Below are 16,888 nucleotides of genomic sequence, written 5' to 3' on the forward strand. Positions count from 1 at the left end.
CCGCCAGACTGCGTTAAGGCGACGGCCTCTACGTTCTCGTTCAACGCTCCCGGTGGGGAGAGTGATTTGTCGAACGAGGAACGACTCATGTCGCGCACCGCGCCCAATCTGACCCGCACCCCTGCCTCCTCCACGCTGCGCAAGAGCCGCTCCCGGTTGCTCGCCGGCGTGTTCACTCTCGCCCTCGCCGGCGGCGCTGTCGGCGCCTTCGTGCTGCCCGAGGTGATCTCCCCCGCCCAGGCGCAGCTCTCCACCAGCCAGCCGGCCGGCACCTTCTCCTTCGCCGACATCGTCGAGAAGGTCTCGCCCGCCGTCGTCAGCGTGAAGGTGAAGAAGGACGAGGAACAGGTCGCCTCCAATGACGAGGACGGCATGGGCCAGAACATTCCCCCGCAGATCGAGCGCTTCATGCGCCGCTTCGGCTTCGGCCCGGGTGGCCCCGGCGGTCCGGACATGGGTCCGCGTCGCGGTCCCGGCCATCGCGGCGTGGTCGGCCAGGGCTCCGGCTTCTTCATTTCGAGCGATGGCTATGTGGTGACCAACAACCACGTCGTCGACGGCGCCACCGAGGTCGACGTCACCACCACCGACGGCAAGAGCTACACCGCCAAGGTGATCGGCACCGACCCGCGCACCGACGTGGCGCTGCTTAAGGTCAAGGGCAAGGGCGACTTCCCCTGGGTCAAGCTGGCAGAGAAGGCTCCGCGCGTCGGCGACTGGGTGGTCGCGGTCGGCAACCCGTTCGGCCTCGGCGGCACGGTCACGGCGGGCATCGTCTCGGCCCGCGGCCGCGACATCGGCTCGGGCCCCTATGACGACTTCATCCAGATCGACGCCCCGATCAATCGCGGCAATTCGGGCGGCCCGACCTTCAGCCTCGACGGCGACGTGATCGGCATGAACACCGCCATCGTGTCCCCCTCGGGCGGCAATGTCGGCATCGCCTTCGCCATTCCCTCCGAGACCGTCTCCGAGGTGGTCGAGGCGCTGAAGAATGGCGGCGAAGTGGCGCGCGGCTATGTCGGCGTGCAGATCCAGCCGGTCAGCGACGAGGTCGCCGAGGCGCTGGACCTCAAGCAGGCCGAGGGCGCGCTGATCGCCCAGGTGCAGCCCGGCACGCCCGGCGAGAAGGCCGGCCTCAAGCCCGGCGACGTGGTGACGGCGATCGACGGCGAGAACGTGAAGGACTCCCGCGAGATGTCCCGCGAGATCGCCAGCAAGAAGCCCGGCACGGTCGTCAAGCTGAGCGTGCTGCGCGACGGCAAGTCGATGACCATCCCGGTCACGCTGGAGCAGCTGCCCACCGACGTCGCCTCGGCCGGCAAGGCCAATGCCGATGACGGCGAGACCGACGGCAAGGGCGTTCCGCGCCTCGGCCTGTCGCTCGCCCCGGCCAAGGGCGTCGCCGGCGCCGGTGACATCGGCGTCGTCGTCACCGAGGTCGACCCGAACGGCCCGGCGGCCGAGCGCGGCATCAAGGCGGGCGACGTCATCCTCGACGTCGGCGGCAAGCCGGTGATGACCCCCGCGGAAGTCCGCGACGGTCTCGCCACCGCCAAGAAGGACAACCGCAAGGCCGTGCTGATGCGCGTCAAGTCCGAGCAGGGCACGCGTTTCGTCGCCATCTCCCTGGGCGACCAGCGCGGCTGACCGAGAGTTCCGGTTGCGGCTCGTTCCGTCGCCCCTTGGGCTGCGGCCGGTTCGGTGGCGCGGGGAGTCCGAAAGGACTTCCCGCGTCATCCTTTTTGGAGGCAGCCCGGCGGTATCGCCAGCGGATGCCAGGACCCCGGCACGGTATCGCCGGCGGGATGCAATATAGGCGCGAGGCTCGAAATGACGTACATGGAGACGAATTCGAATCCCACCGCCGCCTCCGATTCCGCGCGGGGCAAGGATGGCCCGGTCATCGACCTCGCGGATATAAGGAGGGCAGCCCGAAAGAGCGCCGAAGAGTCGCCCATGCGCCTGCTCATCGTCGAGGACGACCGCGACGCCGCCGACTATCTGCGCAAGGCGTTCCGCGAGGCCGGCCACGTGGTGGACGTGGCGTCGGATGGCGAGGAAGGACTCATGCTGGCGCGCGAGGGCGGTTATGACGTGCTGATCGTCGACCGCATGCTGCCGCGCCGTGAGGGCCTTTCGGTGATCGCCGACCTGCGCGGGCGCGGCGACACCACGCCGGCGCTCATCCTTTCCGCCCTCGGCCAGGTGGACGACCGCGTGACCGGCCTGCGCGCCGGCGGCGACGACTACCTGCCCAAGCCCTATGCCTTCACCGAATTGCTGGCCCGCGTCGAGGCGCTGGCCCGGCGCGGCGGGCCGCAGGCGGCGGACACGGTCTACCGCGTCGCCGACCTCGAACTCGACCGGCTGGCGCATCGCTGCACCCGCGCCGGCCAGGAGATCGTGCTGCAGCCGCGCGAGTTCCGCCTGCTCGAATATCTCATGCGCCATGCCGGGCAGGTGGTGACCCGCACCATGCTGCTGGAGAATGTATGGGACTATCATTTCGACCCGCAGACCAACGTGATCGACGTCCACGTCTCGCGGCTGCGCTCGAAGATCGACAAGGGCTTCGATCCGCCGCTGCTCCATACGGTGCGTGGCGCGGGATACATTGTTCGTGACGGCGCTCGGTAAGCTCTTCCGCACCACCGCGTTCAAGCTGCTCGCGGCCTATCTCGTCGTCTTCGCCGTCTTCGCCGGCTCGGTCATCGCCTATCTCGGCTGGCATACCCAGCGGCTGGTGACGCGCCAGGCGGTGGAGGCGATCGAGAACGACACCCGCTTCATGCAGGCGCAGTTCGAGCGCGGCGGCATCACCCGGCTGGTGCAGCTGGTGAACCGCCGTGCCCGCGCGCCCGATGCCGGGCTGCTGCTCATCACCAGCTTCAACGGCGACCCGCTCGGCGGCAATGTGCTGAACCTGCCGCTGAACTTTCTCGATCGGCAGGGCTGGCGGGAGATCGACTATCTGCGCTCGGAGGATGCCTCCGCCGCGCCGAGCCGGGCGCTGGTGCATGTGATCTTCCTGCCCGGCGAATACCGGCTGCTGATCGGCCGCGATGTCGTCGAGCGTGAGGAACTGCGCCAGATCATCATCGGCCCGGCGGTCTGGGGGCTGGCGCTGCTGGTCGTGCTCGGCATGGCGGGCGGGTTGTTCATCACAAGGCGGGTGCTCAAGCGCATCGACCAGATGACGGCGATCTCCGACGGCATCATGGCCGGCGACCTCTCTGGGCGCCTCGCCATCTCCGGCGCCGGCGACGAGTTCGACCGGCTCGCGCTCAGCCTGAACGCCATGCTCGACCGCATCGAGGCGCTGATGGCGGGGCTGAAGGAAGTGTCGGACAACATCGCCCATGACCTCAAGACCCCGCTGACGCGGCTGCGCAACCGCGCCGAGGACGCGCTGCGCACGGCGCAGTCGGAGGAGGAATGGCGCCTTGCCACCGAGCGCACCATCGAGGAATCCGACGGCCTGATCCGCACCTTCGACGCGCTGCTGATGATCGCCCGCGCCGAGGCCGGGCAGGCGAGCGCGAAGATGCTGCGCTTCGACCTTGCCGCGACGGTGGCGGGCGTCGCCGAGCTGTACGAGCCGGTGGCGGACGAGAGCGGGCTCGATCTGCGGGCCGAGGTCGCCGGGCCGCTGCCGATGCATGGCGTGCGCGAGCTGTTCGAGCAGGCGCTGGCGAACCTGATCGACAACGCCATCAAGTACAGCGCGCCGGAAATACACGAGGGAGAGCCGGGCGAGAGGCGCGACATCACCCTTACCGCCCGGCGCGAGGGCGAGCGCCTGCGGCTGGTGGTGGCCGATCGCGGCCCCGGCATCCCGGAGGCGGATCGCCCGCGCGCGCTGGAGCGTTTCGTGCGGCTGGAGGCGAGCCGCACGCGCCCCGGCTTCGGGCTGGGTTTGTCTCTGGTCGCAGCGGTGGTACGGCTGCACGGCGGCACACTGTCGCTGGAAGGCAACGATCCGGGACTGCGGATCGTTATCGACCTGCCGCTCGACCTCTCCGACGAGGTGGGAGCGGACTGAACCGGGGCGGACTGAACCGGGCCTGACTCGAGCGGCAAGACGTAAAGGGGGCGACGACAGCATGGCGGCAAGGAAGAGCGGCACGGCGGCGGCCGGCGATCGAAGCCTCATCGCGAGGCTGCGGCGCCCGTCGGGATATCCGGTGCCGCAGGCGCTTCCAGCCGCCGTAAAGGACGCTATCGCCGGCGCGCCGAAACCCGTGCGGACGCGGATCGAGGCCCTTCTCGCCGCCCATGAGGAGGCGCGGGCGGTGCTGGCGGGCGTGGTCGCCCATTCTCCCTTCCTGACCGATCTCATCCGTGTCGACCCGGCCCGGCTGGCGGCGCTGCTGGTGGCCGAGCCGGTCGAGGCGCTGGCCCGCGCGCGCGCCGCCACCGTGGCGACGGTCGGCGCGGCGACGGACGAGGCCGAGGTGATGGCGGCGCTGCGGCGGCTGCGGGCGGAGACCGCGCTGACGGTGGCGCTGGCCGATATTGGCGGCGTGTTCGATCTCGCCACCGTCACCGGCGAACTTACCGCCACGGCGGATGCGGCGCTCTCGGCGGCAGTCGACTTCCTCGCCCGCGAGGGCGTTTCCGCGCGCAAGCTGAAGAAATCCGCGGCCGAGGGCGGGGGGGTAGGCCTCGGCTACACCGTGCTCGCCATGGGCAAGCATGGGGCGCGCGAGCTGAACTATTCCAGCGATGTCGACCTGATCGTGCTGTACGACCCGGAGATCGCCCCGCTGGCCAAGGATGTGGAGGCGGCGCCGTTCTTCGTGCGGATGACGCAGCGGCTGGTGCGGCTGATCCAGGAGCGCACCGGCGAGGGCTACGTTGCCCGCGTCGATCTGCGGCTGCGGCCCGACCCGGCCTCGACCCCGGCCGCGCTCTCGGTGGAGGCGGCGCTGGCCTATTACGAGCGCGAGGGCGCCACCTGGGAGCGCGCCGCCTATATCAAGGCGCGGCCGGTCGCCGGCGACCTCGATCTCGGCCACGACTTCCTCAAGCAGCTCGCGCCTTTCGTCTGGCGCCGCGCGCTCGACTATGCGGCGATCGCCGACGTCCACGCGATGAAGCAGGACATCCACGCCTTTCGCGGCCATGAGGCGATCGCGGTGGAGGGCCACAACGTCAAGCTGGGGCGCGGCGGCATTCGCGAGATCGAGTTCTTCGCCCAGACCCAGCAGCTCATCGCCGGCGGGCGCGACCCGCGCCTGCGCACCCCGCGCACGCTGGAGGCGCTCGCCGTGCTGGCGCAGACCGGATGGATCGGAGCGGCGGCGCGCGACGAACTGAGCGAGGCCTATCATTTCCTGCGGCGGGTGGAGCACCGGCTGCAGATGGTGGCGGACGCCCAGACCCACAGCCTGCCGGAGGACGGGGAGACGCTGGCCGGCTTCGCCCGCTTCATGGGCTATGAGGACCGCGCCGCCTTCGCGCAGGCGCTGGTGCAGCGGCTTTCCCGGGTGCAGGACCATTACTCCAAGCTGTTCGAGGACGCCCCGCCGCGCGCGGCGGTGGAAGGGCGGCTGGAATTTCCCGAGAAGGCCGACGACCGCGAGACGCTGGCGACACTGCACCGGCTGGGCTATGCCGAGCCCAAGGTGGCGAGCGCCACGGTGCGCGGCTGGCTGGCCGGCGAGCCCCGCGCCTTGCGCCCGGACGGCGCGCGCGAGGAACTGGAAGCGGTCGTGCCGCTGCTGGTCGACGCGCTGGCGCGTGGCGGTGCCCCCGATGCCGGGCTGAACGCCGCCGACCGCTTCTTCCGCGAAATGCCGACCGCCCAGCCTCTGCTGGCGGCGCTGCGGCACAATCCCGATCTGGTGCGCCTGCTCGCCACCATTCTCGGCACGGCCCCGCGCCTCGGCGAGATGCTGGCGCACCGCCCCTCGCTGCTCGACGCGCTGCTCGACCCCGCCTTTTTCGGCGCGCTTCCCGACGAGCCGGAACTGGCCGCCCGGCTCGCCGCCGATCTCGCCCAGGCGGAGGACGAGGAGGACCGGCTCGACCGCGCCCGCCGTTTCCGGCAGGAGTGCCATGTGCTGATCGGCGTGCGCATCCTCTCCGGCACGCTGCCCGCCGCCCGCGCCGGCGAGGCCTTCGCCCGGCTGGCCGATGTGCTGATCCGCTCGCTCGAGGAGGCGGCGATGGCGCGCTTTCGCGAGGCGCACGGCACCCTGCCGGGGGCGGAGCTGGCGGTGCTGGCGATGGGCAAGCTCGGCGGGAGGGAGATGACCGCCGGCTCCGATCTCGACCTGATCGTGCTCTATGATTTCGACGCCGAGCACCCCGAGAGCGACGGCCCGCGCCCGCTCTATGGCGGGCAGTATTTCGCCCGGCTGACCCAGCGCATCGTCAGCGCGCTCACCACCCCGACCAATGCCGGCCAGCTCTACGAGGTGGATCTGCGGCTGCGGCCCTCCGGCCGCTCCGGGCCGGTGGCGACGAGCCTGCCGCGCTTCAAGGTCTATCAGGCCGAGGAGGCTTGGACGTGGGAGCACATGGCGCTGACCCGTGCCCGCGTGGTGGCGGCCTCGCCCGGCTTCCGGTCGCGGGTGGAGGCGGCGATCGCGCAGGTGCTTGCCGGCACCCATGAGACGCGCCGGCTCGCCGCCGACATCGTCGACATGCGCGGCGCCATCGCCGACGAGAAGGGCGACGACGACCCGTGGGACCTGAAGTATGCCAGGGGCGGGCTGATCGACATCGAGTTCATCGCCCAGTATCTCGTGCTCGCCTATGCCGCGCAGGAGCCGCGCATCATCGACACCTCGACGCTGCGGGTGGTCGAGGCGGCGCAGCGCGTCGGCATTCTCGACGCGCAAGACGGGCAGTTGCTGGCCGATGCCTGCCGGCTGCTGCACGATCTGACGCAGGTGCTGCGCCTGGCGCTCACCGGCCCGTTCAAGCCGTCCGAGGCCAGCCCGGCGCTGCGGCGGCTGCTGGCGCGGGCCGGGGCGATGCCCGATTTCTCGACGCTGGAAGCGCGGCTGTTCGAGACCCAGCAGGCGGTGCGGGCGACCTTCGAGCGGTTGCTGCACGCGGAACCCAAACGCCGCCGCAGGCGGGCGTGACGCCCGCGACCCGTTCAGCGTCGTCATCCTGAGGAGCGAGCCCACGGGTCTTGCCTCCGGCAAGCCCGGGGACAGGCTCCGCGAGCCTCGAAGGATGGCGGCTTGACGAGCATCCTTCGAGGCCGCCTGCGGCGGCACCTCAGGATGACGGCGCTTCGGGGATAGGGGCGGCGCTCCTCAGCCCAGCTTTGCCGCCACGAGGTCGGCGAGGACGAGGCTGGCGGTGAGGCCGGGGGATTCGATGCCGAACAACTGCACCAGCCCCGGCACGCCGTGCTCGGCCGGGCCGTCGACGCGGAAATCCGCCGCCGGCGCGCCGGCCGGCACGATCTTCGGCCGGATGCCGGCATAGGCCGGCTGGAGCGCGCCATCCGGCAGTGCCGGCCAGTAGCGGCGGATGGCGGCGTAGAATTTCTCCCCGCGCGCCGGATCGACATCGTAATTCGGCGCGTCGACCCATTCGGTGTCCGGCCCGAAGCGGGTCTGCCCGCCGAGATCGAGCGTCAGGTGCACGCCCAGCCCGGCCTGCTCAGGGACGGGATAGACCAGCCGGGTGAACGGTGCCCGGCCGGACAGGGTGAAATAAGAGCCCTTGCAGAAATAGGCGGGCGGGATCGCCGCGGCCGGAATGCCGGCGATGGCGCGGGCAAGCGGCACCGCGCCGTGGCCGGCGGCGTTGACGAAACGCGCGCAGACAAGCCGCATCGGCTCCGCGCCGCCGACCTCGATGCGAATGCCGTGCGCCGTCACCTCGCCACCGCGGATGGGCGCGTTGAAAGCGATCATGCCTCCGGCATCTTCCAGGTCGCCGCGCAAAGCGAGCATCAGCGCGTGGCTGTCGACGATGCCGGTGGAGGGCGAGAGCAGCGCCGCCTCGGCCTTCAGCGCCGGCTCCATCGCCCGGGCCTCGGCGCCGCTCAGGGGTTGGAGATCGGTGACGCCGCAGGCGCGGGCATGGGCGTCGATGGCGGCGAGCCCGGCGGTTTCCGCCGTGCTGGTGGCGACGATGAGCTTGCCGCAGCGCCGGTGTGGGATGCCGCGCTCGTCGCAATAGGTGTAGAGAGCGGCACGCCCCTCCACGCAGAGCCGGGCCTTCAGCGTGCCGGGCCGGTAATAGAGGCCGGCATGGATGACCTCGCTGTTGCGGGCCGAGGTGTCCGAGCCGACGAGGCCGGTCGCCTCCAGCACCAGCACGTCGCGCCCGGCAAGCGCCAGCGCGCGGGCGATGGCGAGGCCGACCACGCCGGCCCCAGCCACGACGCAGTCGACCGCATGTTCCTCGGCTTCGCTCATGACCCGATCTTATTCGGCCGGCAGCATGCGGCTGCTGCGGTATTGCAGCGCGGGGCGCCCGTTCAGCGGCAGGCGGATGACCACGGTGGTGCCGACGCCCTCGGAGGAGCGGATGCGCATCGAGCCGCCATGCAGCTCCACCAGCGATTTGGCGATGGCGAGGCCGAGGCCCGAGCCCTTGTGGGTCTTGGTGAACTGGCTTTCCACCTGCTCGAAGGGGCGGCCGATCTTGGCCAGCGCGCTCTTCGGGATGCCGATGCCGCTGTCCTCGATCACCAGCAGCGCGGCGTGCTTGGAGCGGCGCGTGCGCAGGCTGACCCGGCCCTGCTCGGGCGTGAACTTGATGGCGTTGGAGAGCAGGTTGAGGGTGATCTGCTTGAGCGCCCGCTTGTCGGCCTCTACCGCCACGGCGGCATCGGAATCGTCGACGATGGTGAGCTGCTTCTCGCCGGCGCGCACCGACATGACGCGGATGGCGTCGGCCACCACCTCGTCGAGCCGCACCGGCTGGAGGTTGAGCTGCATGCGCCCGGCCTCGATGCGCGACATGTCGAGAATGTCGTTGATGACGTCGAGCAGATAGCGGCCGGAATCGCGGATGTCGCGGCAGTACTCGTTGTACTTGTCGTTGCCCAGCGGGCCGAACAGGCCGCTCTCCATCAGCTCCGAGAAGCCGATGATGGCGTTGAGCGGCGTGCGCAGCTCATGGCTCATATTGGCGAGGAATTCGGATTTGGCGCGGTTGGCGTCCTCGGCCTTGGTCTTCTCGTCGGCGTAGTTCTGCGCCAGCTCGGCGAGCTGGAGCGCCTGCATCTCCAGCGTCTGCTGCGATTTTCGCAGGTCCGCGACCAGCGCCATGAGGCGCTTCTCGCTCTCCATCAGGCGCTCTTCATGGCGCTTGAGGGCGGTGATGTCGGTGCCGACCGAGACGTAGCCGCCATCCTTGGTGCGGCGCTCGGCGACCTTGAGCCAGCGCCCGCCTTCCAACTGCGCCTCGAACGCCCGCGCGCCTTCCTCCGGCCGGTCTTCCGGGCGCAGCGGGATGCGCACCACCGGCTGGCGGGCCAGCGAGGCGATGGTTTCGAAATCGGTGCCCTGCACCACATGGGCGTCGCCGATGCCGTAGAGCGACTGGAACCGCGAATTGCACAGTACCAGCCGGCTCTGCGCGTCCCACAGCACGAAGGATTCGGAAATGCTCTCGATGGCGTCGCGCAGGCGCATGTCGGCGGTGGCGGTGCGCTCGGCCAGCCGCCGCTCCTCGGTCACGTCGACGGCGATGCCGACCAGATGCGGCGGCTCGCCATTGTGCTGGGGTACCACTTCGGCGCGGGCCCGCAGCCAGATCCAGTGGCCGTCGGCGTGCTTCATGCGGAACACCCGGTCGATGGTGCGGCCGGGCTTGTCGGCGATCTCGCGGGCGATGTCGTAGAGGTTGGTGTCGTCGGGGTGGACGAGGCCCGCCACCTCGCCGAAGGAAATCAGGTCCTCGCGCGGCTCGTGGCCGAGCATCTCGAACATCGATTCCGACCAGAACATGCGGCCGCGCCCCATGTCCCAGTCCCACAGCCCACAGCGGCCGCGCGAGAGCGCGGTGTCGATGCGCGCGCGCACCGTCTCGTAGATTCCGTCGGCCTCGCGGGCGCGGGTCGCCTGCCAGTGGAAGGCGAAGCCGAGGATCATCAGCACCGCGCCGGTGGTCGACAGCAGGGTGACGGTGAGGATGGTGTCCGACTGCCAGGTCGCCAGCGCGCCGGAGAGCGGCTGCACCACGACCAGTTGCAGCGCGCCATTGGGCAGGTTGCGTACCGTGGCGAGGGCGGCGGTGCCGTCCGGCATGACCACGTCGAGCACGCCGGCATTCTCGGCGAAGATGGTAAGTGCCTGTGTATTGGCGAGAAGCTGGCTGATCTGCTCGGCCGCGGTAGCGGCGGCATCATGGGCGGCGACGACTGTGCCGCTCTGGTCGATCAGCCCGTAGCGGCGGCCATCCTCGGCGGCGCGCGGCGGCAGGGCGTTGGTCAACAGCGCGTCCGGGCTCACTGAGCCGGCCGGCTGGCGGCCGGCTTCGCTGGCGATGGCGGCGGCGAACAGCGCGAGGTCGTCCTTCGCCTTGGCGATGGCTTCGGTACGGTAGGCGTTGATCTGCACGATCGCGGCGATGGCGACCGAGGCGATGAACGCAATGATCAGCGCCGGGACGGCCTTGCGCATGAAGGGCTCGGCGTCGACCAATCGCTGATACGCAGGTCGCGCCACCGAACGTGCAAGCCCACGCATGGCTTGTACGCGCACGGACGCGCCTGCAGCGTTGGCGCGAGCCATCGCCGGCCTCCCCCGAAGTCCCAAAACCCGTTCCCACGTAGACAGGAGCGATGTGCCGCATCTCTCCGAATCACTCCGATTTGAATCGAATCGACCCCCTCCTGTCCAGAGTCCCGGGGAGTCAAGTTAACGAATTGACAACCTGCGGACGTGGCGCGGGTGCCTGGGTGGGTGGCGGCTGGTGACAGGAAGGGTGTCGCATGGCGGCGGCCGCGCCGCATGGACGCCGCGCGGGCGCCGGTGCTATGCGCTTTTGCCCGGTTTGCGGGTGGCTGCTGAAATAAAGAGGTTCACATGAGCGACATCTGGTTCCGCACCGGCGAGGCGACCGTGCTCGCCGCCGAGGGGCAGTTCACCGACGCGATGCCCGAGGTTCTCATCGGCTCGGTCCGCGGCCCGGCGGGGCATGCCTTCGCCTCGATGATGGGGCAGGTGCAGGGGCACACCCGCATGTTCGTGGTGCGTGACCTGAACCAGCAGGTGCGCCCGGCGACGATGATGACCACCAAGGCCACCATCCACACGCTGGAATATGTCGACCTGCTTGGCGGCGTGGTGCAGGGCGCCATCGGCGACGCCATCGTCGACGCGCTCGCCGAGGGCATCCTGCCCAAGGACCAGGCGGACGAACTCTGCATGATCGTGATGGTGTGGCTCGACCCGCGCTGCGCCGAGGACGCCAATCTCGACAAGGCCGACCTCTACCGCACCAATTACGAGGCGATGAAGCTGGCGCTGGAGCGCGCCATGACAGGTAGGCCGACGGTCGACGAACTGATCGCCAACCGCAAGACGGTCAAGCACTACGCGCTCGACGGCGTGGTCGAGTACTGAAGCTTCGGCCCCGCCCCCTTGCGGCCGAACCTCTTCCGGCCGAACCTCTCCCGGCAAGCATCGCTGCGGGCCGGGAGGGCGCGGGAGCGCCGCCGTCAGTCCAGCGAGCGGCTGACGATGTCGGTCACATCAGGCGACAGGCTGGGTTTTCCGGCCACGCGGCGCAGTGCCGCCTCGGCCGAGGCGCGCCGCACCGGCTCCAGCGAGCGCCAGCTCTTGAAGGCGGCCAGCAGCCGCGCGGCGAGCTGCGGGTTGCGTCCGTCAATATCCATCACCGCCCCGGCGACAAGGTCGTGGCCGGCGCCGTCGGCGCGGTGGAACTGGGTCGGGTTGAGGCCGGCGAACGTGCCGATCAGCGCGCGCACCCGGTTGGGGTTGCTCCAGTCGAAATCGGCATGGCCGGTGAGATCGCGCACCCGCTCCAGCGTCTGCGGCTCGGCGATCTGGGCCTGCAAAGCCAACCATTTGTCGACCACCAGCGGGTCCGCGCGAAACTGCCGGTGGAAGGCGGCGAGCGCGTCTTCCCGCGCATCGGGCGCGGCATGGGCGAGCACGGCGAGCGCGAAGAAGCGGTCGGTCATGTTGTCGGCGGCGCCGAAATGCGCCTGCGCCCGCGCGATCCCCTTCGCCGTGCCGCCGGCGGCCAGAAGATCGAGGCAGGTGTTGCGCAGTGCGCGCCGGCCGGCCGAGGCGGCGTCCGGCGAATAGTTCCCGGTCGGCGCATGGCGGGCATAGACGGCCTCCAGCGCGGGGGCCAGGGCCTCGCCCACCGCGTGGCGCAGCCGCGTGCGGGCGGCGTGGATGGCGTCGGGATCGACATCCTCGCCGATCTCGCGGGCGACGTCGGCCTCGGAGGGGATGGAGAGCGCCTGCGCCACGAAGGCGGGGTCGAGCGAGGTGTCGCCGAGCGTTGCCGCCAGCGCCTCGACGAGGGCGTCCGGCGCCGGCTGTTCGCCGCCCGCGCGCACGGCGGAGGTCGCTTCCAGCAGATGGCTGAGGGCCAGGGTCTGGGTCGCGTCGAAGCGGTTGAACGGGTCGGAATCGTGGCGGGCAAGGAACAGCAGGTCCGCCGTCGAAAGGTCACTGGAGAGCTTCACCGGCGCCGAGAAGCCGCGATTGAGCGAGGGCACCGGCCGGTGGGGGACATCGCGGAACACGAAGCTCTGGCGCGGCTTCGTGACGAGCAGCACGCCGCGCTCGGCATTGCTGCCGTCGTCGAGGGCGAGCGGCAGGTCGCGGCCGTCCGGGCCGACCAGGCCGATGGCGAGCGGAATGACCATCGGCAGCTTCTCGCTCTGCCCCGGCGTCGGCGGCAGCGTCTGCGCGACATCGAGCCGGTAGCTGCGGGCGGCCTCGTCCCAATGGCCGGAGACGGCGAGCCGCGGCGTGCCGGACTGGGCGTACCAGAGCGCGAACTGCGTCAGGTCGATCCCGTTGGCGTCGGCGAAGCAGGCGAGGAAGTCCTCTACCGTCGCGGCGTCGCCGTCATGGCGGTCGAGATAGAGGTCCATGCCGGCGCGGAAGCCTTCGTCGCCGAGCACGGTTTTCAGCATGCGCACCACCTCGGCGCCCTTCTCATAGACGGTAGCGGTGTAGAAATTGTTGATCTCGCGATAGCTGGAGGGGCGCACCGGATGCGCCAGCGGGCCGGAATCCTCGGGGAACTGGTGCCCCTTGAGCAGGCGGACATCGGCGATCCGCTTCACCGGGCGCGAGCGCTGGTCGGAAGAGAATTCCTGGTCGCGGAAGACGGTGAGGCCCTCCTTCAGGCAGAGCTGGAACCAGTCTCGGCAGGTGATGCGGTTGCCGGTCCAGTTGTGGAAATATTCATGGGCGATGATCGCCTCGATATTGGCGTAGTCGGCATCGGTCGCGGTCTCGGGGCTGGCGAGCACGTATTTGTCGTTGAAGATGTTGAGGCCCTTGTTCTCCATCGCCCCCATGTTGAAATCGGCCACGGCGACGATGTTGAACACGTCGAGGTCGTACTCGCAGCCGAACGCCTCCTCGTCCCAGCGCATGGCGCGCTTGAGCGCGTCCATGGCGTAGCCGGCGCGCGCGGTCTTGCCCGGCTCGACATAGATGCCGAGTTCGACGGTTTTGCCGGTGGCGGTGACGAAATCCTCGGTGATCCGGTCCAGCTTTCCGCCGACCAGCGCGAACAGATAGGACGGCTTCGGCCACGGGTCGTGCCACACCGCGTAATGACGGCTGGTGTCCTCGACCGCGCCGGCCTCCACCGGGTTGCCATTGCCGAGCAGCACCGGCGCCTCGTCGCGCTCGGCCTCGATGCGGGTGGTGTAGACGGCGAGAACGTCCGGCCGGTCGGGGAAATAGGTGATGCGGCGGAAGCCCTCCGCCTCGCATTGGGTGCAGTAGGTGCCGCTGGAGCGGTACAGCCCCATCAGCCGGGTATTGGCGGAAGGGTCGACGACGGTCTCGATCTCCAGCGTCAGCGCCCGCTGCGGCGGCGCCAGCAGGGTGAGGCCGGTGGAGGTGGCGACATAGGCGCTGCCGGCCAGCGGCGCGCCGTCCAGCGTGACCGATTTGAGATTCAACTCGTCGCCGTCGAGCACGATCGGCGAGCCCTCGCGCCCTTCCGGGTTCGGCCGCAACGCCAGCCGCGCCACGATGCGGGCGGCTGTGGGGTGCAGGCGCACATCCAGATGCACCGTGTCGACCAGCCAGTCCGGTGGCCGATAGTCGCCGAGACGGACGGGCTGGGGCACGGCATCGCGCGACATGATCAACTCCACAGAAACGGGATGAGTATTACTCGACAGATATTCCCCAACACGTAAGCCCTCCATGCCGCTACCGGAAGCCCCGCGCCGGGGCGTCGGTGTCGCCCTGCCGCCGGGAATCGGTCGTCATTTGCTCGGTTAGTCGAATCGAGGGGGATGCGCCGCATCGTCAGCGGGCGCGGGTGATCTCCACGCCGGCGTCGCGGAAGATGCCGGCGATGGGAGCGGAGGGCTTGTGGATCTCGACGCGCACCTTCTCGATCCGGGGATAGCGGGCCAGCACGGTCTCGGCGATCGTCTGCGCGAAGGCTTCCAGAATGTGGAACCGCCGGCCGGACGAGACCTCGTGGATCACCGCGAACACCTTCTCATAGCCCACCGTCTCCCCGTAATTGTCGTGCGCGGCGGCGTCGCCGGCGTCCAGCCACCAGTCGATGTCGACGGTGAAACGCTGGCCGAGCCGCGCTTCCTCCTCAAGCAGGCCGTGCGTGGCGTGCAGTTCGACGCCTCGAAGGAAGACGCGGTCGGACATCGGGCGGTCGGACATGGGCGGGGTTCCGGTGTGGTTCTGTGTGGGTCAGGCGGGCGCGAGGGCGGCGGCGAGCAGGCCGACCGCCACGGCGGGTGCGCAATCGGCGGCCTGGCGGGAGAGAGCGGGGTCGTCGGTCAGCACCTCGGCGAGGTCGAGATAGGCGAGGGCGCGCCGCTCGGCGAGGCGGGCCGCCATGAAGCGGCCGACACCGGCGCCGACCAGCAGTTCCGGCTCGCTCTCCATCCCGGAGGCGACGGCGTCGAGCGCGCGATTGACGCGGGCGAGCTGCGCCTCGGCGAGATGGCGGGCCAGCGCCTTCGCCTTCGGCAGCATGGGCGGCGCGAAATCATGCCCCACCATGCGCAGCAGCCGGCGCGCGCTGGCCTCCATCGTCTTCGGCCCGCCATCGGCGCTGGGGTGCAGGTCGGCGTCCGCGGTGAGGTCGCCGGTCAGGCGGTGAAGGTCGGCCGTGGTGGCGTAATGCTCGGCCATCAGCGGCAGGAAGCGCCCCTCGAACGGCGCCTCCGCCGCCAGCGCCATCACCGGCGTGCGGGCGGCGCCGGTATAGACCAGCTCGTTGCTCGCCAGCCGCTCGGCATCGCTGAAGCCGTGTGCGGACACCCGGTCGCTGCCGAAGGGGATGAGGTCGGTGGTGGTCGAGCCGATGTCGATCAGCACGCCACCGGGCAGCAGATGGGCGAGAACGGCGGCGGTGGCGTACCAGTTGGCCGAGCCGATATGATCGGCATGCTCGGCGGCGCGCTCGGGCGGCACGAAGCCTTCCGGGCCGGCGAACAGGGCGAGCGGGGCGCCGGCGAGTTCGCGCATCAGGAGCGCGGCGGTGCCCACCACGCCGGCGCGGCGGTCGGGCCAGAGGTCGGCGCCCTCGGCGGTCATGGTGACGGCGGAGGGCACGCCGGGCGCGAATTCGGCGCGCAGTTCGCGCAGGGTCGTGGCCAGAGGCGCCTCGCCCTTCCACACCGGGCAGGGCGCGATGCGCACGGCCTTCAGCCGGCCATCCTGCCCGAAGGCGGCGAGCTTCACATGGGCGCCGCCGACGTCCCATCCCAGGCGGGCGATCTTGTTCACGGTAGGACCTCGACAGTCAGGACTTCGACGGGAAGGGCGGGCGGCAGATGCGGCAGGTCGGGCACCACGCCGTCGCGGATCAACTCGGCGACGAAGGCGAGCGGGTTCACCCCCAGCGCACGGCGCAGGCCGGCATAGGCGGTGGTGAGGCGCGGATTGACCTCCACCACCACCGGACCCGCCGCCGTCGCGATATAATCGACCCCGACGAGGCCGTGCAGGCCCGGCAGGGCGGCGCCGAGGCGATTGGCCAGGGAGCGCAGCGCCTCGTCCACCGGGAAGGCGCCGACGGTGACGCCGGTGAAGCGCAGCGTGTCGTCCGCGCGCGCCATATGCTGGCGGTTGGCGGCCAGCACATGGGTCCGCCCGCTCTGGCAGAGCAAGGTGAGGCTCGCCGCCTCGCCCGCGATGAGCGGCTGGACGATGAGACCGGGCGAAAAGGGCGGCGCCTGCTGGAGAATGTGGATGCCGGCCGCGCCGGCGCCGTCATCCGGCTTGACCACGAAGGGGCCGCTCGCATCGGCCGGCAGTGCTTCGGGGCGCCAGGTGGGGACAACCTCCACGCCGGCCGCCGCCAGCACCTGCGCGGTGCGGTGCTTGCTGGCGCACAGCGCGATGGTCTCCGCGTCCGGCGCCACCACGCGGCGGCACTGCGCGCGCAACTCCTCGGCCAGGCGTTCGAGGATGCCGCCGGTTTCCGGCGCGATCGGCCAGCAGCAATCCGCCTGCTGCGCCATCAGCTTCCACACCGACGACGGATCGTCGCCGAGGCGCAGCGCCGTGCTGGTGCCGCGCGGCGGCGCGGGAAAGCGCGCATCATGAGTGGTGATGACCCGCACGCCCGGCAGGTCCTCCAGATCCCCGATCAGCGTGTCGCGCATCAGCGCGCCTTCCGCTATCAGCGAGGCGGGAAGCGCCGCGCCGAGATGGCCGCCACCGGTGATCGTTTCGACCACGAAAACCAACATTCA

The 16,888-nt window shown here is 70.3% G+C and carries 11 protein-coding genes; 5 read left to right on the forward strand and 6 right to left on the reverse strand.

Features of this window, described 5'->3' with window-relative positions; genetic code table 11:
* Positions 1–87 precede the first annotated feature (87 nt).
* The 4 genes from KHC23_RS21310 (at position 88) to KHC23_RS21325 (ending at position 7,100) form a co-directional block, all read left to right on the forward strand.
* Positions 88–1,650 carry a Do family serine endopeptidase gene (locus KHC23_RS21310; protein WP_213375548.1) on the forward strand — a complete coding sequence of 521 codons (1,563 nt, stop codon included), beginning with the start codon at positions 88–90 and terminating at the stop codon, positions 1,648–1,650.
* Positions 1,651–1,959: 309 nt separating this feature from the next.
* The gene (locus KHC23_RS21315; RefSeq protein ID WP_213375549.1) at positions 1,960–2,640 is read left to right on the forward strand and encodes a response regulator transcription factor; all 681 of its coding nucleotides are present in this window, start codon (positions 1,960–1,962) and stop codon (positions 2,638–2,640) included.
* Complete coding sequence (locus KHC23_RS21320; RefSeq protein WP_213375550.1) at positions 2,624–4,045, forward strand: sensor histidine kinase; 1,422 nt, start codon at positions 2,624–2,626, stop codon at positions 4,043–4,045. The genes KHC23_RS21315 and KHC23_RS21320 overlap by 17 nt, the downstream gene beginning before the upstream one ends.
* A 61-nt stretch (positions 4,046–4,106) precedes the next feature.
* Positions 4,107–7,100, forward strand: coding sequence for a bifunctional [glutamine synthetase] adenylyltransferase/[glutamine synthetase]-adenylyl-L-tyrosine phosphorylase (locus KHC23_RS21325; protein WP_213375552.1), 2,994 nt, complete (start codon positions 4,107–4,109; stop codon positions 7,098–7,100).
* Positions 7,101–7,277: 177 nt separating this feature from the next.
* On the opposite strand, the gene KHC23_RS21330 is transcribed toward KHC23_RS21325, so the two are convergent.
* Together KHC23_RS21330 and KHC23_RS21335 are read right to left on the reverse strand one after the other, a co-directional pair.
* Positions 7,278–8,393 carry an NAD(P)/FAD-dependent oxidoreductase gene (locus tag KHC23_RS21330; protein WP_213375554.1) on the reverse strand — a complete coding sequence of 372 codons (1,116 nt, stop codon included), beginning with the start codon at positions 8,391–8,393 and terminating at the stop codon, positions 7,278–7,280.
* Between the two features lie 9 nt (positions 8,394–8,402).
* Positions 8,403–10,607, reverse strand: coding sequence for a PAS domain-containing sensor histidine kinase (locus KHC23_RS21335; RefSeq protein WP_213375556.1), 2,205 nt, complete (start codon positions 10,605–10,607; stop codon positions 8,403–8,405).
* A gap of 405 nt (positions 10,608–11,012) precedes the next feature.
* On the opposite strand from KHC23_RS21335, the gene fae reads away from it, so the two are divergent.
* On the forward strand, positions 11,013–11,552 hold the full coding sequence (fae, locus tag KHC23_RS21340; RefSeq protein ID WP_213375558.1) for a formaldehyde-activating enzyme: 540 nt from the start codon (positions 11,013–11,015) through the stop codon (positions 11,550–11,552).
* Positions 11,553–11,647: 95 nt separating this feature from the next.
* Here the strand turns inward: fae and pepN are convergent, their stop codons facing one another.
* From pepN to KHC23_RS21360, 4 genes are all read right to left on the reverse strand, one after another.
* Complete coding sequence (pepN, locus tag KHC23_RS21345) at positions 11,648–14,296, reverse strand: aminopeptidase N (protein WP_213375560.1); 2,649 nt, start codon at positions 14,294–14,296, stop codon at positions 11,648–11,650.
* Positions 14,297–14,465: 169 nt separating this feature from the next.
* A complete protein-coding gene (gene folB / locus KHC23_RS21350) occupies positions 14,466–14,843 on the reverse strand; it encodes a dihydroneopterin aldolase (protein WP_246544846.1) in 378 nt (125 codons plus the stop codon).
* A 30-nt stretch (positions 14,844–14,873) separates the two neighbouring features.
* On the reverse strand, positions 14,874–15,917 hold the full coding sequence (locus tag KHC23_RS21355; protein ID WP_213375562.1) for a hydantoinase/oxoprolinase family protein: 1,044 nt from the start codon (positions 15,915–15,917) through the stop codon (positions 14,874–14,876).
* Positions 15,914–16,885 (reverse strand): ATP-grasp domain-containing protein, encoded by a 972-nt coding sequence (locus KHC23_RS21360; RefSeq protein WP_213375564.1) that lies wholly within the window; start codon positions 16,883–16,885, stop codon positions 15,914–15,916. The genes KHC23_RS21355 and KHC23_RS21360 overlap by 4 nt, the downstream gene beginning before the upstream one ends.
* Positions 16,886–16,888 lie beyond the last annotated feature (3 nt).

Origin of the sequence: Ancylobacter dichloromethanicus, assembly GCF_018390645.1 — a bacterium.
Taxonomy (GTDB): domain Bacteria; phylum Pseudomonadota; class Alphaproteobacteria; order Rhizobiales; family Xanthobacteraceae; genus Ancylobacter; species Ancylobacter dichloromethanicus.

Bases quoted from the DNA above. Each gene is read 5' to 3' on its own strand.
- KHC23_RS21315 (WP_213375549.1), top strand. From the start codon at position 1,960: ATGCGCCTGCTCATCGTCGAGGACGACCGCGACGCCGCCGACTATCTG.
- fae (WP_213375558.1), top strand. From the start codon at position 11,013: ATGAGCGACATCTGGTTCCGCACCGGCGAGGCGACCGTGCTCGCCGCC.
- pepN (WP_213375560.1), bottom strand. From the start codon at position 14,296: ATGTCGCGCGATGCCGTGCCCCAGCCCGTCCGTCTCGGCGACTATCGG.
- KHC23_RS21310 (WP_213375548.1), top strand. From the start codon at position 88: ATGTCGCGCACCGCGCCCAATCTGACCCGCACCCCTGCCTCCTCCACG.
- KHC23_RS21335 (WP_213375556.1), bottom strand. From the start codon at position 10,607: ATGCGCAAGGCCGTCCCGGCGCTGATCATTGCGTTCATCGCCTCGGTC.
- folB (WP_246544846.1), bottom strand. From the start codon at position 14,843: ATGTCCGACCGCCCGATGTCCGACCGCGTCTTCCTTCGAGGCGTCGAA.
- KHC23_RS21330 (WP_213375554.1), bottom strand. From the start codon at position 8,393: ATGAGCGAAGCCGAGGAACATGCGGTCGACTGCGTCGTGGCTGGGGCC.
- KHC23_RS21325 (WP_213375552.1), top strand. From the start codon at position 4,107: ATGGCGGCAAGGAAGAGCGGCACGGCGGCGGCCGGCGATCGAAGCCTC.
- KHC23_RS21360 (WP_213375564.1), bottom strand. From the start codon at position 16,885: ATGTTGGTTTTCGTGGTCGAAACGATCACCGGTGGCGGCCATCTCGGC.